At 42.7% G+C, this 20,459-nt stretch carries 15 protein-coding genes, 1 tRNA gene and 1 riboswitch; of the genes, 3 read left to right on the top strand and 13 right to left on the bottom strand.

The window, feature by feature from the left end; all coding sequences use genetic code 11:
* Positions 1–17 precede the first annotated feature (17 nt).
* The 4 genes from GO816_RS17665 to GO816_RS17680 form a co-directional block, all read right to left on the bottom strand.
* The gene (locus GO816_RS17665) at positions 18–1,013 is read right to left on the bottom strand and encodes a TIGR03885 family FMN-dependent LLM class oxidoreductase (protein WP_157543284.1); all 996 of its coding nucleotides are present in this window, start codon (positions 1,011–1,013) and stop codon (positions 18–20) included.
* 24 nt (positions 1,014–1,037) lie between these two features.
* Entirely contained in the window at positions 1,038–1,301 is a 264-nt protein-coding gene (locus tag GO816_RS17670) for a SemiSWEET family sugar transporter (RefSeq protein WP_157543285.1), read from the bottom strand.
* A 10-nt stretch (positions 1,302–1,311) separates the two neighbouring features.
* Positions 1,312–1,563, bottom strand: a complete 252-nt coding sequence (locus tag GO816_RS17675; protein WP_157543286.1) for a hypothetical protein — start codon at positions 1,561–1,563, stop codon at positions 1,312–1,314.
* 490 nt (positions 1,564–2,053) lie between these two features.
* The gene (locus GO816_RS17680; RefSeq protein ID WP_157543287.1) at positions 2,054–2,284 is read right to left on the bottom strand and encodes a hypothetical protein; all 231 of its coding nucleotides are present in this window, start codon (positions 2,282–2,284) and stop codon (positions 2,054–2,056) included.
* Positions 2,285–2,516: 232 nt separating this feature from the next.
* Here GO816_RS17680 and GO816_RS17685 point away from each other — a divergent pair, with 232 nt between their 5' ends.
* Positions 2,517–2,660, top strand: a complete 144-nt coding sequence (locus GO816_RS17685; RefSeq protein WP_157543288.1) for a hypothetical protein — start codon at positions 2,517–2,519, stop codon at positions 2,658–2,660.
* Between the two features lie 198 nt (positions 2,661–2,858).
* On the opposite strand, the gene GO816_RS17690 is transcribed toward GO816_RS17685, so the two are convergent.
* The 5 genes from GO816_RS17690 to GO816_RS17710 all read right to left on the bottom strand — a co-directional run bounded on the left by GO816_RS17690 (position 2,859) and on the right by GO816_RS17710 (position 10,691).
* Entirely contained in the window at positions 2,859–4,337 is a 1,479-nt protein-coding gene (locus tag GO816_RS17690; protein WP_157543289.1) for a RagB/SusD family nutrient uptake outer membrane protein, read from the bottom strand.
* Positions 4,338–4,349: 12 nt separating this feature from the next.
* Positions 4,350–7,481, bottom strand: a complete 3,132-nt coding sequence (locus GO816_RS17695) for a SusC/RagA family TonB-linked outer membrane protein (RefSeq protein ID WP_157543290.1) — start codon at positions 7,479–7,481, stop codon at positions 4,350–4,352.
* Positions 7,482–7,496: 15 nt separating this feature from the next.
* Positions 7,497–9,725, bottom strand: a complete 2,229-nt coding sequence (locus tag GO816_RS17700; RefSeq protein ID WP_157543291.1) for a transferrin receptor-like dimerization domain-containing protein — start codon at positions 9,723–9,725, stop codon at positions 7,497–7,499.
* 274 nt (positions 9,726–9,999) lie between these two features.
* Positions 10,000–10,071: transfer RNA gene (locus GO816_RS17705), tRNA-Cys, on the bottom strand.
* 8 nt (positions 10,072–10,079) lie between these two features.
* The gene (locus tag GO816_RS17710; RefSeq protein ID WP_157543292.1) at positions 10,080–10,691 is read right to left on the bottom strand and encodes a peroxiredoxin family protein; all 612 of its coding nucleotides are present in this window, start codon (positions 10,689–10,691) and stop codon (positions 10,080–10,082) included.
* Between the two features lie 98 nt (positions 10,692–10,789).
* Positions 10,790–10,898: riboswitch (SAM riboswitch) on the bottom strand.
* 382 nt (positions 10,899–11,280) lie between these two features.
* Here GO816_RS17710 and GO816_RS17715 point away from each other — a divergent pair.
* Positions 11,281–12,159, top strand: coding sequence for a sugar phosphate isomerase/epimerase family protein (locus tag GO816_RS17715; protein WP_157543293.1), 879 nt, complete (start codon positions 11,281–11,283; stop codon positions 12,157–12,159).
* A 16-nt stretch (positions 12,160–12,175) separates the two neighbouring features.
* On the opposite strand, the gene GO816_RS17720 is transcribed toward GO816_RS17715, so the two are convergent.
* From GO816_RS17720 to GO816_RS17735, 4 genes are all read right to left on the bottom strand, one after another.
* Positions 12,176–12,967 (bottom strand): response regulator transcription factor, encoded by a 792-nt coding sequence (locus GO816_RS17720; protein ID WP_157543294.1) that lies wholly within the window; start codon positions 12,965–12,967, stop codon positions 12,176–12,178.
* 303 nt (positions 12,968–13,270) lie between these two features.
* A complete protein-coding gene (locus tag GO816_RS17725) occupies positions 13,271–14,920 on the bottom strand; it encodes a RagB/SusD family nutrient uptake outer membrane protein (protein ID WP_157543295.1) in 1,650 nt (549 codons plus the stop codon).
* Positions 14,921–14,932: 12 nt separating this feature from the next.
* Entirely contained in the window at positions 14,933–18,328 is a 3,396-nt protein-coding gene (locus tag GO816_RS17730) for a TonB-dependent receptor (RefSeq protein WP_157543296.1), read from the bottom strand.
* A 141-nt stretch (positions 18,329–18,469) separates the two neighbouring features.
* Positions 18,470–19,627: a FecR family protein gene (locus GO816_RS17735; protein WP_157543297.1), complete on the bottom strand. Its 1,158-nt coding sequence runs from the start codon at positions 19,625–19,627 to the stop codon at positions 18,470–18,472.
* Between the two features lie 242 nt (positions 19,628–19,869).
* Between GO816_RS17735 and GO816_RS17740 the strand changes: the two genes are divergently transcribed.
* A complete protein-coding gene (locus tag GO816_RS17740) occupies positions 19,870–20,457 on the top strand; it encodes an RNA polymerase sigma factor (RefSeq protein ID WP_157543298.1) in 588 nt (195 codons plus the stop codon).
* The last annotated feature ends 2 nt before the right edge of the window (positions 20,458–20,459 follow it).

The raw sequence follows: 20,459 nt of genomic DNA on the forward strand, positions 1-20,459 counted from the left end.
ATATTACTGTTAACTCATTAATGTTTAGCATTACTGAGGTTTTCAAGTTTAAAACACTCCTTCACCTCAGGTATAACATATTTGCCAAAATCTTCAATAAAACGCTCCTGACCGAGGTTTACGTTATGTAGAACCAAATCACTAACATCAAGTTCACTATAACAGCGTATGATTTTGACGAACTCTTCTTTGCTGGAAGAGATATGAACATGCTCATACATATCCTGTGGCTGTACGTTTAACGCCAGTTGTTCAAAATCTGCGGGTGTGCGCGTATCACTTAATACATGGCTGTCAAATATATTGGTACTCCACTGTTCACATGCCCCTGTAAGTGCCTGTTGCTCGGTAGAAGCATAAGACAATTGAACTTTTAATATTATAGGCTTCGCTTTTCCACCATTATTTCTAAACGCGCTTATAACCTTGTTTAAATGCTCTATAGGCTGGTGTGCTGTGAGCAAACCATCAGCCCATCGCCCGGCCCATGCCGCTGTTTCGGGCGAAAGTGCGGCACAGTATAATGGCGGCTGTACCTTAGGTAGCGTGTAGAGGCGGGCATCGCGTACTTTTACCACTCCATCATGATTTATAGTCTCTCCACGTAACAATCGTTTGATAATTTGCGCGCACTCCAGCAATCGTTGATTACGCTCAGGTTTAGCCGGCCAAGTGTCGCCAGTTACTTGTTCATTAATAGCCTCGCCGCTTCCTAAAGCTACTTCAAGCCTACCAGGAAACATCTCCGTAAGAGTTGCAATAGCCTGAGCTACAATAGCAGGATGATAACGCTGACCAGGAGCGCATACCATACTGTAGGGTAGCGATGTACTTTGCATAGCCGCGCCAAGCCAGGCAAAAGAAAAACCGCTATGTCCCTGATTTTCGTTCCATGGCTTAAAATGATCAGATGAATTGATAAAATTAAAGCCGGCCTCTTCTGCCAACTTGGCCAGCCTTAGCAAACTACCGGGAGAAAATTGCTCGTGAGAAGCTTGATATCCTATGCGCATATAAATTTGTGTGTGTGTGTGTGGTTATTTATTTTTACGATAGCGGAAACGCAAGTAAAGCATAACCAAATCGAGTATTACTGCAAGTACATTGGTTGCAATGATGGGTAAGTCGTTTTTTTGAAGCCCATACCAAGTCCACAATACATTACCTGCAAGCAATACAATAAACATAAACGGCGAAACCTCAGCCGCCTTTTTAGTTTTTATAGTGCTGATAATTTGAGGCAGGCTGGCAGTTGATGTACAAATTCCGGCAACCAAACCTAATATTTCTAATACATCCATATTTATAACGCTAAGAAATTTTGCCTTGATTATCCCAGTGATCTTTGATCACGTTGCCAACTTCATTAGTCACTATGCGCCGGGTAAAACGCTCTCCAACAATACGACCTTGTGCATTTGCCTTGCCAGCAAAAAGTAGTATAGGCCGTCCTATCTGGTCAGTGTCAAATCGAAGATCATACCTGCCCATACTACGCTCAATGGTACTTAGTGGTGCGTATGTTTTATCAAGTATCTTTTGTAGCTCTTTTCCTATCTTCATACTTGGCTAAATTGTAGGCTTAGTTTTATTATTAAGTTTATTATTAAAACACTTATTTAACCATTAATTAACCAATCGGTTTTATTCCTTAAAGCTATAATTTGATTTTTCATCATCGTATTGAATAAGGCGCGTTAAAAACTAGTAGGTAAACTTACTGTACGTAATTGACCAGATCGATCAATTCCAACCAACAGACGATTATTTAAAGGAGACCGCAGTAAAGTTGATTTATTTAGATAAAAACCTGGATGTATGGTTAGATTGGAAGCCAAGTATTAAATTGCAAGCAACAAGTAAGGTTAAAAATAAATATACCACATCCTATGGAAACTCACTTAAGCATCCTGAAAGGTATGGTATATTATGATCTTGTGACCAGCGTTGTTAAGCCAGTATAGTGGTACAGCGCAAGAGCGTACTGGTTAAACGCTTTCCTATGCGCCATATGAAAGTTGAGAGTATTGTGGTACCTTTTTTAACTACCTTTTTATTGATCATCAGTAATTTTGCGCTCATTCTGATAAGCCGTTGGAGCAGCGCCTGACTTTTTATTGTCGTCAACATTGGTCGAATTCTCTTTCAGCTCATCAAGCTGATCTTCTTCATTAGCACCCTCCCTGATCTCGTCTCCAGATAATGCATGTGGATTTCCCTGAGGCTCATTTTCGGATGGATAATTTTGTTGCCCCGGAGCCATGCTTCCTTTTTGCTCTGACATATTCTTAAGTTTTATATTACTATAATCAAACAAGATGTATTAACTAATAATTAAATACAACATTTCAAATTATGTTTTAACAAATTCAAACTAAATAGGTACCGATATACAAGCTTAGCACTAAGGTGCATTTATTACCTAATAGTTAAAACAAATATGATTCAATGGATATTATCAAACTATGAAAAATTCAATTAAGATCGGCATTGTCGCGTTAGCAATTTCATCCTCCTTGTTTGCTTGCAAAGGCTCAAACGCCTCAAACACCGAAGCTGACTCGAGCACCATCGATACTACCATAAAAGTAGATAGCAATACGATCGATTCGCCTGCCATGGCTGATACGCCAATGGTCGATAGTCCTTTAAGAAGGTAACTTAACTTCGAAATACACAATGTAATTTCTCCGCAGCATCGAGTACAATAATAGTAGAGTTATATCAAGTTGATTGACTTAACTCTTTTAAGCAACATTGGTCAGTAATAAAAGAAGCGCTTTCAAGTAAGATTTTTTGAAAACGCTTCTTTTAAACCATTATTTGCAATAGGTTTTACATTTGCTTAAAGATTATGCTTATAAATTTGAATTAGTATTAACCTCATTAATTGGAATAGGGAATAGGTAATATACGCTGTTTGGCACCAGATTGCTGTTATCGGGAAACTTAAGCACATAATGGCCTTTAATAAGTACATCGGCAGCGCCAACACGTATAGTCTCAACTGATTCTTTACGTACCGGGGCGCGTTGCAGGCGCAGCAAATCGTACAGCCTAAAACCCTCCCCCCAAAGCTCGCGGCGGCGTTCGGTTAGTATCTCCTCAATTAGTGTGGTTTGGTTAAAATTGGCAACTACTGCCCCCGGTAAATTGCGTTTAACCCTAACCTCGTTAAGTGCCGATATGGCTCCTGTTAAATCATTTAAACGGGCTTTACTTTCGGCCTCTATCAACGCCATTTCTGATGAGCGCATGAGTACGATGTGACCCGACTGATCAGCCTTGTTGATGAATTTTTTGTATTTGATCCAGCGATACATTGGGTCGGCTGGGGCAGTAACGGTTTCAAACAGCGTTTTACGGATGTCGCCATCGGCAAACAACTGTTTAAAGTATGGGTCGGGCATTATGGAGCGGTAACCTGCCGCCGGGGTAACATCAATGTAGGCAAAGTACGATGCTCCTCCCAAGTTCTGGTCGGCCTGCTGCGGGTGGCCCCAAATCCATTCAACGTTACTCACATCATTAAACCCTTGTGTGTATTGCGCGGCTTCCATAATGTTATAACCGGTACGGGCTTCACGGGCTTTTGTAGCAGCTAATGCCCAATTTTCCTGAGTTAAATAAGCTCTTGCAAGCAATCCTTTTACCACATTGGCGTCGGGGCGGTTTTTAACCTTGCGCACAAAGCCAACAAGTAGTGTTTCGGCCTGGGTAAGGTCGCCAATGGCCTGGTTGTACACTTGCTCAACCGTAGCACGTGCTTTAGGTACTGATGTGGGACTGGTTGGCTCGGTGTACACTGGGACAGCCTTGGCATTTTTATCTTTGGCATAAGTAAACTGGTATTGTCTTACTAAGTTTAGGTATACAAAGCCTCTTAATGCCAATGCCTGGCCTTTTAAATAGCGGCGTTCCGCATCAGTGCCGCTGGCATTATCAACATTAGCCAAAATGTTATTGCAGTTATCAATCACTTTATACTGAAAGCTCCAGAAAAACAAAGCCCTGCGGGTCGTATTATCAAATGGGTCTTTATACGGATATGAATCACGAAAACCGTAAACACCATCGCGGGCAATGGCATCCTCTCCCATTACCTCGTGTGTGAGGGTAATGGCCGACAAGCCTGGATTATCCTGCGAGGTACTGGTTTCCATAAGGTAACGCATTGTGCCGTTAATCAAGGCATCAATATTTTTGGTTGACGAATAGGTTTCGCTGCCAGTGAGATCTCCCGATGGCGAGGTTTCAAAAAAGTCGTCCTTGCAAGCCGACAGGCTTAACACGATGGCTACGAAAAGTATTTTTATGGTTGTGTATTTAAATTTCATGACGGTTGCTTATTAAAATGAAAGGTCGAAACCGAAGGTGTAAGTTTTTTGAGCCGGGTAACGGTAAAAGGTAACCCCGTCAACAGCCTGTTCGGGGTCCATGCCCTTGTGGTTATACCAGGTTAACAGGTTTTCGCCACGACCGTAAACTCTCACATTTTTAAGACCTATGCGGGTTGCCCATTGCGTTGGCAAATTGTATGAAAGACTTACATTTTTTAAACGTGCGTAAGTGGCATCATGCAAAAACCGGGTTGATATGCTGTTCCAGTTAGTGGTGGTTGTGGTTAATCTCGGCACATCCGTAATGGTGTTTTGCGGTGTCCAGCGGTTTAGTATTTCGGTGCCCCAGGTACGGCCGGTATTTTCGCCGGTGTGGAGAATCATCACCTCGTCTAAGTCCAAAATTTTACCGCCAATGTTGTAAGCCACTAAAGCATACAATTCAAACTGTTTGTACTTAATGGTGGTGTTAGCGCCGCCATAGAGCTTGGGCAACGCACTACCTTGAAAATACTGATCGGCCTCAGCGTATACGCTGGTTGTGGTACGCCCTGTAATGGTACGATTGCCAGCAGCATCAACAGCATAAGTATTTTTGTACCATAAAGGTTTACCGTTTGCCTGATCAACGCCTGCCCATTCGCGTATATAAAAATCATATACCGAGCTGCCCACGATCATTTTTTTGGTTGAACCCAATTGGCCTACGTTACCGGCAATAATCTCTTTTTGCGGAAGCTTGGTAATCTTATTGTTGTAATGACCAAAGTTGAAGCCAAGCGTCCATTTTACATCTTTGCTTACAACAGGCACCAGGTTAATCTGGCCTTCGTAACCATTGTTACGCATCGAGCCAATGTTGTCATCAATGGCTGTATAACCCAATGATGGTGCCAGCGGACGGCTGAATAACAAATCTTTTGAACGGCGCTGATACACCTCAAAGCTGCCGCTGATACGGTTATCAAGAATGGCAAAGTCTACACCCGAATTAAAATTGAGGTTGGTTTCCCATTTTAAGCCGGGTGTTGGCAGCCTTGAAGTAACCAAACCAGCCTGGCCTAAGCTGTTGTAAATAGAGTATAAATCTTGATAAGCATAATAGCTGCCCAGGTTATCGTTACCCTGCGCACCGTAGCTGCTACGTACAGTTAAGCTGTTTAACCACGATACATTCTTTAAAAAAGCTTCTGACTTAGCGTTCCACGAAGCTCCAATTGACCAGAAGTTACCCCAGCGCGACTGCGAACTAAAACGCGATGAACCGTCTCTACGGAAACTTGCTGACAGGTAATATCGTTGATTGAAGTTATAATCTATCTTACCTAAAAAGCTTGCCAATTTGTATTCATCGGCGTTACCTGTAAAGCTGTTGAGTAATGATGCCGCCGCCGGCTCAACCTTGTCAGAAAAACCAAAATTACTGCGGCTACCCGAAAGACTGGAAATGTTCAACACGTATACCTCCTGCCCTGCCAATACATTAAAGTGGTGAGCATTGGCTACGTTGAACGTATAATCCAAAAGATTATTGATGGTATACCCCACCGTGCGCGATGAATTTTTACTAACCGAACCACCACCTGTTACACCCGAACCAAAGGTTGGATTAGTATATGATAAGCCGCTGCGGTTATTATAATCGGTGTTAACGCTACTTTTCAGTTTAAGCCCGTCGAGTATGTTAATTTGTATGTTACCACGCAATATTAAGGCGTCTTGCTTGTTGCTGTACTTGTTTAGTTCGGCTATACCCAGCAGGTTATTGCCTGTCGCTGCCGCGCTTGGACGGTAGTTACCAAAATCGTAAACGCGGTTACCGCCGGCATCTAATTTGAGGGTTCCATCAGGGCTACGCTCATACACCGGGTAGATATCTGACACCAAACGACCGAAGTTGGCGAAGTTACCCTGGCTGCTATCGGTTTGTGGTGGCGAATCCTGACTGGTGCTTGATGCAGCTACGTTTACCCCTGCCTCAAACCACTTGTTAACCTTGGTATTGTAATTAACTCGCGTATTGTAGCGGCGAAAGTGTGAACCGATGATAAAGCCTTTATCATCCAAATACCCGCCCGATACAAAGTAACGCGAATCAGCACCGCCGCCGCTAATACCTAAATCTACCTGTTGGCGCACACCGGTACGGCTTAATGATTTGCTCCAGTCATCATCCCAAAGCGGAGTTGCGCCGGCTACCAGCTTGCCATCTAACCCAACCGGATTTGGGAATGCTGAGCCATACGGGTTAATTTTAAGGTTACTTACTAGTTCATTGGTGGCATATTGCGCGGCCTGTGCTGCTGTGTTGCCTTGATCGAGGCGATTGTTGCGCAAGGCTTCCCATTGTAGCTGGAAATAATCATTGGTGCTTACAAAATCGTAATCTTTAACCGCACGTGATGAGTAGCCTATGTTAGAATTTAAGGTAACCGTAGGCTTGGCATTATACTTACCGCGCTTAGTAGTAATGATAATTACACCATTTGCACCGCGCGATCCATAAAGCGCACTTGCCGAAGCATCTTTCAATACCGAGATTGACTCCACATCGGCCGTATTGATAGCATTGATATTACCCGAAAACGGAATACCGTCAACCACGTAAAGCGGATCGCTCGATGCATTAACCGAACCAATACCCCTGATGCGGATACTGGCCTCACTACCCGGCTGCCCGGCTGGTGCTACCGATTGTACACCCGGTACTACACCTTGCAGCGTACGGCTAATATTTGACACTTGGCGTTTTTCTAAATCGGCAGCGTTTACCACCGATGCCGAACCTGTGTAGGTAGCCTTGTTAGCAGTACCGTAAGCCACCACAACCACCTCGTTAAGGTTGTTATTGGCGGCCTTTAATTGTACCGATAGGGTATTACTACTCACGGGCACTTCTTTAGGTTCAAAACCTACGTAGGTAAATACCAGTGTATTTTCGGCTCCTTGAAGGGTAATGCTAAACTTACCATCTGGGTCGGTTTGAGTGCTTTTTCGTTGTCCTTTAATGTTAACGTTTACGCCGGGCAAGGCCGTTGTGCTGCCCTCCTGAGTAACTGTTCCGGTTACTTTGCGTTCCTGTGCATGGGCAAAGGCTACCCAGCCCGTTAAAAACAGGAATAGTAAAAATCTGAATTTCATAAAATGATGAGGTGGTTATTGTCCTTGTGTTATGTTTTCAAGTAGTGTGCTTAGGCGATCCACAGCTTTGGTGGCTATGGTTATTTGCTGGCGGGCTTCGTCCCAGTTGTTTTGCTCAATGGCCTCGCGTATTCCCGGTAAGGTTTTTACGCCATACCCGGTGTAAAAGCCCGGCGCATATATACTATGACGATACCATGGGCGTTTAGGCAAACCTTCCGCAATCAATAAGCTCTTTTCGGCCTGGTAAACGGCGTTGTTAAATTTTGCCGCAAGTTTGGGATTAGTCAAAGCTTTAACACTTATGCTATTAAGTGCCGATGCCGATAGCTTGAGTCGCTGTATAGTCTTATCGAAAAAGGCAAAATCAAACGCCGGCACATCGGGTTTTGGAGCCGATGCAATGAATTTGTCTTTTGGGTCGGCAGCCAGTTTGTAGCTGTTGCTTTTAATAAGTTGGTTTTCGGCATTGTATTTTTCGCGTAGCTGATCGGCCAGTTGCTTTACCTCGGTTTCGTACTGGTTTATTACTTTGCCTAGGCTTGCAAAATCAAACGGAAGCACATCGGCATTAGCTAAACGCAATACGGCCCTGCCTGCAGTTTGCGCCAACGCTACACCGTAGACAAAACTGCTATCTTTGAACCGCACATAATCATCATACGAATCATAAATAGAATGGTAATCGCCGCCGCCATCTTCGCCACCGTAACCTAAATTTAGAGTGGGAATGCCTAAATGCTGCAGGAAGGCAGAGTAATCAGACCCGGTACCTAAAGCCCCGAGCGACAGGGTATCCTTTTTAAGTATTGCTCTTTGTGCTTTGGCCGATGCCGCTTTTACTGCATCATTAGCCCGTTTGCGTTCAAACACACTTACACCCGTTAGCGGGTCAATAACGTTTTTGGCTATCTCGCTGGTAAATACCTCCAGCGCGTGCGAACCTCCTGCACCTAGAAAACCACGACTGTTACCGTCGGAATTGATATACGCAACCGCTTTTTCTTTCAGCTCATCGGCATGGTCATCTACCCACTCGGTCGATCCTAACAATGAGGGTTCTTCGCCATCCCAGGCAGCGTAAACCAGTGTACGCTTAGGTTTGTAACCTGCTTTTACCAGCAAGCCAATAGCCCTTGCCTCCTCTAACTGGGCAGCCAAACCGCTTACCGGGTCGTCTGCGCCGTTCACCCAGGCATCATGGTGATTGCCGCGTACTACCCATTGGTTAGGGTATTGGCTACCTTTTATTTTAGCTATAACATTATAAGCCGGAACCAAATCCCAGTTATGTTCAATTTTTAAATGCACTTTAGCTTTACCAGGACCAACGTGGTAAGTAATGGGCAGTGCCCCGCGCCACTCGGCCGGAGCCACCGGACCGCCTAGTGCAGCCAGCAACGGCTGGGCATCGCCATAACTGATGGGCAGCACCGGTATTTTTAAAATGGTTTGCGCCTCGCTCCTTTCCAAACGTTTGGCTTTGGCGGTTGCGCCAACATCGGGAGTTAGCGGATCGCCGGGATAAATTACCATATCCATTACCGAACCACGCTGCACCGTTTGATCGTTTTTGTAAGGGCCTTTAGGGTAAACCTCGCCCTGGTAAAAGCCGTCATCTTTAGGATCGGAGTAAATAATGCAGCCAATAGCGCCGTGCTCATAAGCTACTTTGGGCTTGATGCCACGCCACGAGCGGCCGTATTTGGCTATCACTATTTTGCCTTTTACATCAATGCCCAGTTTTTCGAGCTGTATATAATCATCGGGCAAACCGTAGTTAACAAATACAAGTTCGCCGGTAACATCGCCATCGGCACCCCAGGCATTATAGGTTGGCAACTGCCCATCTTGCCCTGATGTGGCATCCTCGGCAAAAGCAGGTTCTTTTAGCTTGGCCACGTACCGGGTTGGGTAAATAAGCTCCAGCAAACGCGCTTTGGGCGTTGGAAACAGCACCTGGTAAGTCTCAATTTTGGCGTCCCAGCCGTACTCTTTAAACTTTTGTAATACAGCTTGCGCAACCGCCTTACCTCCGGGCGAACCCAAATGATGGGGACGAGCGGCCAGTTCTTTTATATTTTGACCAACGCGCACATTGCTCAGGTGCTTGTCAAACTCTTTTTCGGTTTGTAGTTGTTTGGTAGCCGCTTCAGTCGTAAACCCTTTAACAGCAGCATTTTGTGCATATGATGTGGTATAACCGGCCAGGCACAGCACAGCCAGTATCTCTATTTTTTTCATAAAGAAATTTTAGTTGTCAATAAAAGTTGGGTAGTACACCGGCATGCAGACGTGCCGCGGCTACTATAATTTGAAGTGCTGGACTAGCAACAACACCACACCAGGACTGATTGGTAACGGGCAGCACCCAGCCGAGGTAAGTTGGCCAAAAGAATTTTAAAGTAAGTTTCCAGTTTCATTTAGTTGCAGATATAGTTTATGTTAAGGGAAAATATGCAAATTGCACCAGCCACCGGTTAGCTCTGTTAATTTGCTGTATTAGTAAGGTCAGTTGAGGCGGGAGGATGGATTCGAACCACCGTAAAAGGTTTTGCGTACCTTCACCTAACCACTCGGCCACTCCACCAATAGCTTTTAAAGCGATGCTTTTAACGAAGCTTTGCTTGCCAGGCCATCAATTACTTTAACCATTTCGTTAAATTCGTTTACATCATATAACCTGGTGAGGTAAACAATTTTGCCGTTAGCATCAATAACCACGTTGCGGGTTACACCAGCTTTTTTGTTAGCAAACTTGCCAAATATTTCGGCACCCGGGTCTAAGGCCAGCGGGTAAGTTACTTGTATATCCTGACGGAATTTTTGAACTTTTTCAAGCGGCTCGTCACGGTCTACCCCTATCAACACCACATTTTTATTTTGATAAGCTTTCCAAACATCGGTTTCCAGGTGGGGCATTTCTTTACGGCATACGCTGCACCAGCTGGCGGTAAATTGTAAAACCACCACCTTACCTCGCAGTTGCTTTAAAGATGTTTTTTCTCCGTTATCTAAAACCAGTTCAAAATCGTCTGGTGCCTGGTCCCCAACCTTAACTAAGTAACCGCGGTCAGCGTCAGCAACGTTGGCTGTAGCTGCATTTGGCGCCACGGTTTGTGCTTGCGCATTCGACGTATTTGCGCCAGCTAAAAGTATTGCTACAGCGAAAAAAGCTTTCGAAAAATTGAGTAATGATTTGTTTTTCATGAGCGTATAAGTTGAGTAGTCTTGTTTTATTAAGCTAATTTTGTAACACTTATACCAGAAGTAGTTTTAAGGCCTTGTTGAGCAAGCAGATGCTTGCCGTTTTATCTTTCTCCATGTTGGGAGCAGGAATTAGCACCTTTTACCTTAAGAGTAGTATAGGTTGCTAAGACTTCATCGGGCCTTTCCCTCAGTCTTTCTGGATAAATATCACAAAGAACATTTATTAAACAGTACAAATATACAGATATATTTTATAAAGTCTATAGATTTAGTAGATTATTTTAAATTGTGTAAAGATTTTAATGTAAGTCGTATGCGTTATCGGTGCAGCACCGGTTAGAGAATACAGAACGCCAACTACAAGCAGATCAAACTTAGAAGCTTTTAAAAATTCGAAGTTCTTCTTAATAAATGATACAAATCGGCCAGAAATTGATAGCATTTTGCAATGCTTAACCGTTTACTTTGTTCTACGGCGAAGCCTGTATTAATTGACTTTCTTCTTTATCTAAAATGTTTATCGGGTAAATCAACACGCTGGAAAACAACCTACAAGCATAAATTAGTGATGAACCTTCGTTATTTGTAAATGAAAAATCTCCTCAATAAATTCGTACTTGCAACTTGTTCAATATTTGCTGTAAGTTGTGCATTTACAACAGTTTTTGCACAAAGCAAAACGTTGTTATTTCCTGATGCTCCCGGAATTGAATCGTACACCTACCGGACTAATTTTTCAAAAGGTGTGCCGGCAACTTTAGATTTAATAAAAGAAAATAGCATCAAGGATATTGAATTTTCGAGTTTGTTTAATTTGAGCCCCGAAGATCTTCGCAAACTACTTGATGAACGAGGATTAAAATGTTCTTCATTCGGCACAGGATGGAATAATATTATGCATAAAACTGCAGAGGTTGCTAATGCGGCCAAAGCACTCGGTGCACATTACATACATCTAGGCAGTGTTCCGCAAGCTGGCAAAACGTTTACTTTACAGGATGCCGAATTTGCTGTTACAGAATTAAACAAGGTTGGTAAAATTTTAAAAAACGAGTACGGACTGGAATTACTTTGCCATAACCATGGTGTAGAGTTTGTGCCTTATGAAAATGGTACGCTTTATGATTTTCTTATTCAGCGCACAAACCCCAAATATGTAAGCTTTGAGTTAGATATTTTATGGGCTTTTTTGCCGGGCCATGATCCGGCTCAATTGATTGACAAATATCCTAGTCGAATTAAGGCGCTACATGTAAAAGACCTTAAAAACGGCATTGGTACTACCAATCTGGGCAAAACCGATCATAACAACAATGTGGTATTGGGGCAGGGACAAATTAACATTCCAGCCGTTATTAAAGCTGCCAAGCGTGCAAATATCAAACACTATTATCTTGAGGATGAAAGCCAGTTTGCGGTTGAACAGATACCGCAGAGCATTCAATATCTGCAATCTTTAAAACAATAAATTTTCAGCTTGCTTACTATTGTTCAACAGGCGCACTTCCGCTTTGCTTTTTATGCAGGCTGTTACGATACTCAATAGGGGTCATCTTAAAATATTTTTTAAAATTTCGGCTAAATAAGCCAGGTGTATTGTATCCAACTATTCTTGCTATCTCCGAGAATCTGTATAAATCTTCACCTATAAGCCGTGCAGCACTTTTTACACGTGTGGTATCAATAAGTTCTTTCGGCGATAAGGAAGAAATGGACTTGATTTTACGATAAAAGGTTGGCCTGCTCATATTCATATAGTCAGCAAGATTATCAATATCCAAATGCGGATCATTCAGGTTTTTTTGAATATAGTCACTGAGTTTTTTAAGAAATGCTTCCTCTGTTTTAGATTGCGCGTTTACCCGGAAATCTTCAAATGGCGAGCTTGAAAAGTGAACTTTAATTTTCATTCTGTTCTTCAGCAAGTTCGCAATATGAAGCTGAAGCAGCTCCGGTGAAAACGGCTTCTGAATATAGGCATCAGCTCCTACCTCCAACCCCTCAATAAACGCATTTTGGGTATTTTTAGCAGTAAGAAGAATAATGGGTATATGGCAGTAAGCAACGTCTGATTTTAAGATTGCACAGAGTTCGAAGCCATCAATACCAGGCATCATAATATCCGAAACGATGAGACTAACGGTCTTCGTAGCAAGTATTTCCTGAGCCTTTTCGCCGCTTTCGGCAATGTATACGGTATAAGTATCGCTTAACACTTCCGATAAAAACTCTAAAATATCTTCGTTATCGTCGATAATTAAAACACTATCAATCATATCTTTTTAAAATTTCATTTCACAAATGATAAACTAAAGCCCATGATCAGGGCCGCTGTAAAAAAACACAGGCGTGCCCACTGGTATAGCAACGTTAAAAATTGCGCTACAACCGCCCACCCCAAGTGTCAGTTCCAATATTTGTTTCTAGAAGCGGGTAAACAGGCTTAAGCCGTTAACCTTACTTAGCGCAATATTTATAACAGAATTGGTAGGTGAACATATATACGATAGCCCATCGTTACAACAAACAGCAATAAAAGTGCACAAGTATGTGCACCATTATTGCCGTTTTGGCGCATATTAAAAGCCAAGATTTTGAGGGTACTTAGGTCCTGTAATGATACGATCTATCTGACTTTGCGGTATAGGCCTTAATGTATGCCTGTCTTGTATATTGTTTGCAGCGTCGGGGTTATAAAGTTTTACGCGCTCCACAAGTTTATTTGTTCTTACCAGGTCAAGCCACCTGGTTTGCTCTCCGCATAGTTCACGGGCACGTTCATCTAAAATATAGTCGAGCGTAACCTGAGCCGGTGTTATAATCATCGCATCAGCATTGCCGGTTGGGAAGGCGGCCCGCTGGCGCACAACGTTAATATATTTTGCAGCATTAAAATTATCATTCAAATTTAACGCAGCCTCGGCAGCAATTAAATAAGTTTCCGCCAGCCTGTATACAATAATTGGCCTTACCGACGGATCATTAATACCTGCCCTTTTAGTATCCTGATACTTGGTCATGGTAGGAAACAATTGCAGCGTGTAATTACGTGGCGGCACCAACAAATACCGGGATGCATTGATCTTAGCATTGGTTACATCAACAGCCGGCATATAAATGGCTGTATCGCCTAAAGCGTATTTGGGTACACCGTTCACTTTCGGTATTTTGTCGGCAGAGTTGGATAACCATACAGACTGGAATGTTTTATAGTAGCGGGTATCGTTTGTTTTATCGGCAAAACAAACATTGCCTAACCAATTGGTTAGTTGAACCCGGGCATATGGCCTGCCGTATGCCATAGACCGAACCAGGCCCGGAAAGTTTTCATACCCCATTACGTAATGAAAATTAAGTTCGTTGCTAACAGCATTGTACGTTAAATTGGGTGTATGTTGAACGCTCCAAAGCACTTCTTTGTTGGCTTCGTTGCCTTCGGCATATACCGAAGCAAAATCAGGCAGCAAACCAATATTCCAGGTTCCTGCGTTATCAATTACTCCTTTTGCCGTATTGTAAGCGTTTTGAAAATCATCTGGTTGCTTTGCTGAAGAGTAAGCACGGGTAAGGTAAACTTTTGCCAAAAGGTGCGATGCCGCTGCTGCTGTTGCTTTACCTGGTAATACACCGGTTTGAGTTGGGCTTAGCGGCAATCCGGCAATGGCATCCTTTAAATCCTGCACAATAAAATTATACACCTCGGCAATGGGCGCTCTATTGGCGCTGGTGCTGGGTTCACTAATAAAATTCTTACTTAGTGTTACCGGCCCAAAAAACCTCACCAATAAAAAATAATAGTTGGCACGTAGAAATTTAGCTTCAGCAACCTTTTGCTTAACCGTGTTAGCATCAAGACCGGTTACCGTTGCGCCGTTATCAATTACGCCATTACAGGTATTGATGAAGGTATAGCATGGATTCCAAACGCCGGATAAAAATCCGCTGCTGGCATCATAACTGCTCGCATAAATATTAAAATTGGAATTGCCACCGCCACCCGATTTAAATTCATCGGTTCCGGGAACGGTCATGGTCATCAGGTTTTCGGTTCCCCATAAATTACGGTTGCCGGCATAGGCAGCATCCAGTCCGGATTGAAAACCTTGAGCTGTATTAAAAAACTGCGGAGTAAGCGATGATTTTGGTTCTTCGATCAGTTGCTTACTGCAACCCGAAGTAACAATGGCAACTGAAGCCAGTATGATGATTTGATATAAATATGATTTCATTTTTATAATCAATTAAAAGGAAACATTTAAACCGAACAATAATGACTTAACCGGCGGCGTATCAACACCCAGTGTCCCTGCCGATTCTGGATCAGCTCCGTTGAACTGGTTATGCAACGGAGAGAATAAAATAATGGCATCGTTTAAAGATGCATGCAGCCTTAAAGATTTTGCCTTAATTTTTGTTGCTATTGCTGATGGGAACGTGTAACCCAGGCTAATTGTCCGAATTTTTAAATAGGATGCATTATAGTAACCCAACAAATCGCCAAAGGCAGGCGACCCAACGTTAAAATTTGGTTTTGGATATTTGTTAGCATTGTTAAATGGAGTCCAGTAATTTACGTTAAGGTTGTTTGCCTTTCCGTTTAATACATTTACGTTACTGCTTGGCTGCAACCATGTAGCTATTTGCGTTCCTCCTACTCGGTATGATGCAACTACGGCCAGATCAATGCCGCGGTAACTAAAGCGGTTAGTAAAACCACCAAAGAATTTTGGCTGCCTGCTACCTATAACTGCACGGTCATTGGAATTGATAACGCCATCACCATTCAGGTCTGCTACTCTGATGGTACCAATAACTGAGCCGGCCCCTGTCATTGTTAGGTTAAGCCGTTTGGCTTCGGCTGAATCTGCCCTGGTGTTTTGCCATATACCCACTTGTTGGTAGTTATACAGAGCGTTTATTGGTGAGCCCACAAATCTGTTGCTACCAACGTCTTGCGTAACACCATTTTGTAACGCCGTTATTTTGTTACGGTTAAATGATACATTGACGTTGCTGGTCCAGCCAAAATCTTTTCGGGTTTTTGCCTTAACGTTAACCGAGCTTATGGTTATTTCCAAACCTTTGTTTTCGGTTTTTCCCACGTTAGCCAGAAACTGCGAGGTATAGCCTGTCGTTATAGGTAGATTTTGAGGAAGTATCAGATCATTTGTTTTTTGATGATAAACATCAACCGTACCGGTTATACGGTCTTTAAACAAGCCAAAGTCCAACCCTACATTTAACGTAGATGTGTACTCCCAGCCAAGCTGAGGATTAGGTACGCTGTTAGGATAAGTACCCGTTACATTAGTTGTGCCATAGTTATAATTGAATATGGTAAGGCCTCCAAGCGTTTGGTAAGGGCTAACAGCCGCATTACCTACCGAACCATAACCCAGGCGAAGTTTTAAACTGGATACGGCGTTAATACTTTTCATGAAGCTTTCTTCGGAAATGTTCCAGCCAATGGCGGCACTTGGGAATAAGTGGTACTTATTTCCGGGAGCAAGCGTAGATGATCCATCAGAACGCATAGTAACTGTAAGCAGATATTTGCTTTTGAAATCATAATTAATGCGCCCCATGAACGACACTATCGAAAATTTGGAATAACTTCCGGTCCCTTTAAAATTAGCGCCTAATTCGGGATTGTAGTACTGCACATAGTCGGCCAGGATATTGTTATAAGTTAAGGTTGTAGAGTACTTGTTATCCTGCTGATAACTAAATAGCCCTGTACCGGTAACATGATGGTTTTTGGCAAAGGTATTTTCGTAAACAATAAGGTTTTCCAGTGTAAAGTTCCGGTAATCATAATTAGTGTTTCTGGCTGTAGACGGTCCGCTCAAATTTTGGAACGTTGCGCTCCCGAAAAAGTCGCCGTATGTTTCCGGCGTTAGTTCTACACCACCATTAAATCGATATTTTAAATGCGGTGTAAATTGCGCTTCTGCGTAAGCAGTGGTAAACATATTGTAGCGGGTACGGTTTTGTACCACTGCACCCGGAACCAGATTAGCCAATGGGTTGTATATCAGCGATCCGCCACCCGGAAATGGGATCAGGTTACCTGCGGCATCGTACGGAACAGTTAATGGGCTTGATTGTAACGCCTGAGAAACCGGGTTAATTCCTTCGCCGTTGGTTCTGCTCACCGAGTTAAGAGAACTAACTCCAACTTTGAAAATTTTGCCCAATTGCTGGTCTACACTTATTTTAAAGCTATAGCGCTGGAAAGAAAGCCCGGGAAAAACACCGGTTTCATTGAAATAACCTGCCGAAATTGCATACTTGGTTTGTTCGGTACCACCCGAAACGCCTAACTGGTGATTGGTTCGCAAACCGTTTTTAAAGATTAACTTTTGCCAGTTGGTGTTGGTACCATTTTGCCTGCCAGCAAGCTCTGCCGGCAAAAATGTAATGCCATCGGTATAAAACCGCGGATCATCAATTCCGCTATATGGGTTAGGCGCGTTTATAACATTTGGGTTGTTTGCATTATAACTTCCCCATTTTTTATAAACCTCATAGTCTTGCGGCTGCATTACATCGTAATAACCCAAAGGTTTCATTACCCCGGCATAGCCGCTGTAGGAGATAACAGGTGCGCCGGTTTTACCACGCCTGGTTGAAATTAAAATAACACCATTGGCGCCCCTTGACCCATAAATTGCCGTTGCCGAAGCATCCTTTAGTATTTGAACAGATACCACATCATCCTGGTTAAGGTCATTAATGTAAGTTCCGTTGTAAGGAATGCCATCAACAACGTAAAGCACGTCATTAGTTGCACCTCCCTGTAAGGAGCGTTGTCCGCGTATAGCAATAGAAGGTGTTGAACCAGGGTGACTATTACCACCGCTTTTTTGAATATCCAAGCCGGGAGCCTGGCCTTGCAACGCACTTACCAGGTTACTTACTGGTACACTCTTCAATGCTTCTTCGTTTACCGAAGCTATGGAACCGGTTACATCAGCTTTTTTTTGCGAACCGTAACCCACCACAACCACTTCGTTCATGGCAGATACTTTTTCTTTAAGCGTTACGTCAATTTGGGTTTGGTTGTTTACCGGCACTTCAAGCAACTCAAAACCAATGGCGGTAAACACTAGGGTTTGATTACCATCCGATAATTTAAGTGAATATGTTCCGTTCGGGCTGGTGATGGTGCCACCGTTAGCACCTTTTATACTTACGGTAATACCTGGTAGTGGCTGCCCCTTAGTATCTTTAACAGTGCCTGTTACCGTTATTACATTGGGTACAACTACAATATTCTTTTTTTGAACAACTACTGTCTTCTGATAAATTACATAAGTGAGCGGCTCATTTGCAAAAATCTCATTGAGTGCATCTTTAAGCTCAACCTCTTTTACAAATAGCGTAACAGGTTTTGCCTCGCTGAGCATATCTGAGTTATAAACAAAATTGTACCCGGTTTGCTGTTTTAATTTGTCGAACACCTTGTTAAGAGGAGTATTCTTGACAGAAATGCTGACCACCTGTGCAAATGTTGCCGCGCTTACCTGCATAAAGCAGGCTACAATAAGAATAACCACAAGTTTCACTATTCGACTGATTTTATAAGGTACACAGGAAAGTTTCCTGCATGAAAATGCATGGGAAAATTTATACATTTGGTTAATAAGTTAATTTATAATTGATTGTTGGTACGATTAATTGGATTGCTTATGGCCTAACGGCAGATTACCGGGGGCGCTCCAACGCTCCTGGTTATCATTCATTTTACAAATCCAATTGGTTGTTTATTGTAAAAGTCACGGCATAACGGTTATCCTCCTCCCATTAACTTTAAAATGAACCGTTCCGGTTAATTCAAGGGTTTTTAATAAGTAAGAGATGTCTTTAAACCTTGATACCGAACCGCCAAAGTTTTGCTTACTCAGTGGCCCTTCGTAGTCAATATCTACATCATACCATCTGGACACTTGCCGCATAATGGTGCGTATATTTTCATTCTCAAAGCTGAACAAGCCGTTTTTCCATGCTACAATGTCGTCAACCTTAACCTCGCGAACTTTAAAGGCACTCCCACCCTGCTTTATCAGCCCTTGTTCGCCCGGAGTGAGCATGGCTGTGATTTCATCTTTTTCAAGCCTTACGGATCCCTCTAAAAGTGTGGTTTTAACAACACTTTCGTCTTGATAGGCCATTACGTTAAAATGTGTACCTAAAACATTTACATTTACGCCGTTGGCAACTACTTTAAATGGCATGCTCTTATTTTTGGCTACTTCAAAATAGGCTTCCCCGGTTAACTCAACCAATCGTTCCTTGCCGGTAAATGTGGTTGGAAATTTTAGTGACGAGGCTGCATTAAGCCAAACCATTGTACCGTCTGCCAAAGTGAGTTGGTATTGCCCTCCACGTGGGGTAGCTATCGTATTGTATGCAACCTGGTTATCGTTTTCGGCTTTAGATTCGGCATTGTATACTAACTTACCGTTGCAGAGTTTTCTGACTTCGGCCGCGCCTTGCTTTGACACCAACCCTTTGTCAGACCCATCCAAATCTACCATGTTGCCATTGGCCAATATGAGTATAGCCTTATTGCTCCCCGGTGTAATAGCAGTTTTAACTGCTGCTTTCCTGGCAAAATGATCGGCCACGGTAACCTGCTTTTGTTCTTTGTCAGATAGCACAACAATGCCAACCGACAGAAAGATGAGTAAAGATGCCGCAATGGCCCATCTGGCCGGAAATTTCCTGGAACTTTTTTCTTTCGGAGTTATTTTAGAGCGAAGAGTATTCAAAAGTTCAGTTCTCACCTCATCCCGGTCACCCATTTCTGGTAACCATGGCAACTCCTTCAGTTCAAATTCATCTTTATAATGATCCAGCCGTTGAATTTCTTCAGCTGTACATTTCCCGGTTTGGCACTTTTCATAAAGTGCTAAAAATTCATCTTTAGTCATTAAAATAGTCGGTTACGACGTTAATTGGCTAAGCTCAACTATAACTGGTTCTATCAACATAGAGACTTTTTAGCGGCCTCAACGCATACAATAAAAAAAGTTTTTTTTATAAGCACAAATGATGGTCTGAAACCTAGATATTAACTATCTTTTATCCTCGCAAATAAGTTACTCAGCAAATTTTGAGCTGTTAGAAGTTTTTATATAGCGATAAAAATTTCTAATTTTATGAAACCAATTATATGCCTGATAAAAATTCCCCTGATGATGATTTGTGGCGAGCCATAAAATCTGAAAGTATTCCTGCGTTCGAAATTCTGGTAAAACGGTACTGGGAGGCTGTTTATACAACCGCATTTTCCCACCTTCGGGATAAAGAAATGGCAATGGAAATTGCAAATGATACTTTCCTTAACATATGGCAAAAAAAGCACGTGTTAGATATAGGCACATTTAAAAGCTATCTTACAACCAGCGCACGCTACCATGTTTATAAGGTACTAAAAGCCAAAAAAGCACTTAAATTAGCATACGTTGCTGATCACGAAAACTTGTCGTCGGTAAATGTATCAGTTAATACGGGAGAGGAAAAAATTCGGCACCTGAATTTGCAAAGCGAAATTGAGGCCCTCCTATCAGCACTGCCTGCCCGTTGCCGTGAAATTTTTTTGTTAAGCCGGCTGGGCAACCTTACCAATACCGAAATAGCTGAAAAGCTTTCTATTTCTAAAAGAACTGTTGAAAACCAAATATCTATTGCCCAAAGATTTGTTCAACAAAACTCTAAAAATATTGCGCTGAGTATTTTGGCAACCTTCCTTTTACAGTAATA

Source organism: Mucilaginibacter aquatilis (assembly GCF_009755275.1).
Taxonomy (GTDB): Bacteria; Bacteroidota; Bacteroidia; order Sphingobacteriales; family Sphingobacteriaceae; genus Mucilaginibacter; species Mucilaginibacter aquatilis.

What these genes read in the sequence shown, in the direction of transcription:
- GO816_RS17665 (WP_157543284.1), bottom strand. Translation starts at nt 1,013, where the DNA reads ATGCGCATAGGATATCAAGCTTCTCACGAGCAATTTTCTCCCGGTAGT.
- GO816_RS17670 (WP_157543285.1), bottom strand. Translation starts at nt 1,301, where the DNA reads ATGGATGTATTAGAAATATTAGGTTTGGTTGCCGGAATTTGTACATCA.
- GO816_RS17675 (WP_157543286.1), bottom strand. Translation starts at nt 1,563, where the DNA reads ATGAAGATAGGAAAAGAGCTACAAAAGATACTTGATAAAACATACGCA.
- GO816_RS17680 (WP_157543287.1), bottom strand. Translation starts at nt 2,284, where the DNA reads ATGTCAGAGCAAAAAGGAAGCATGGCTCCGGGGCAACAAAATTATCCA.
- GO816_RS17690 (WP_157543289.1), bottom strand. Translation starts at nt 4,337, where the DNA reads ATGAAATTTAAATACACAACCATAAAAATACTTTTCGTAGCCATCGTG.
- GO816_RS17695 (WP_157543290.1), bottom strand. Translation starts at nt 7,481, where the DNA reads ATGAAATTCAGATTTTTACTATTCCTGTTTTTAACGGGCTGGGTAGCC.
- GO816_RS17700 (WP_157543291.1), bottom strand. Translation starts at nt 9,725, where the DNA reads ATGAAAAAAATAGAGATACTGGCTGTGCTGTGCCTGGCCGGTTATACC.
- GO816_RS17710 (WP_157543292.1), bottom strand. Translation starts at nt 10,691, where the DNA reads ATGAAAAACAAATCATTACTCAATTTTTCGAAAGCTTTTTTCGCTGTA.
- GO816_RS17715 (WP_157543293.1), top strand. Translation starts at nt 11,281, where the DNA reads ATGAAAAATCTCCTCAATAAATTCGTACTTGCAACTTGTTCAATATTT.
- GO816_RS17720 (WP_157543294.1), bottom strand. Translation starts at nt 12,967, where the DNA reads ATGATTGATAGTGTTTTAATTATCGACGATAACGAAGATATTTTAGAG.
- GO816_RS17725 (WP_157543295.1), bottom strand. Translation starts at nt 14,920, where the DNA reads ATGAAATCATATTTATATCAAATCATCATACTGGCTTCAGTTGCCATT.
- GO816_RS17730 (WP_157543296.1), bottom strand. Translation starts at nt 18,328, where the DNA reads ATGTATAAATTTTCCCATGCATTTTCATGCAGGAAACTTTCCTGTGTA.
- GO816_RS17735 (WP_157543297.1), bottom strand. Translation starts at nt 19,627, where the DNA reads ATGACTAAAGATGAATTTTTAGCACTTTATGAAAAGTGCCAAACCGGG.
- GO816_RS17740 (WP_157543298.1), top strand. Translation starts at nt 19,870, where the DNA reads ATGCCTGATAAAAATTCCCCTGATGATGATTTGTGGCGAGCCATAAAA.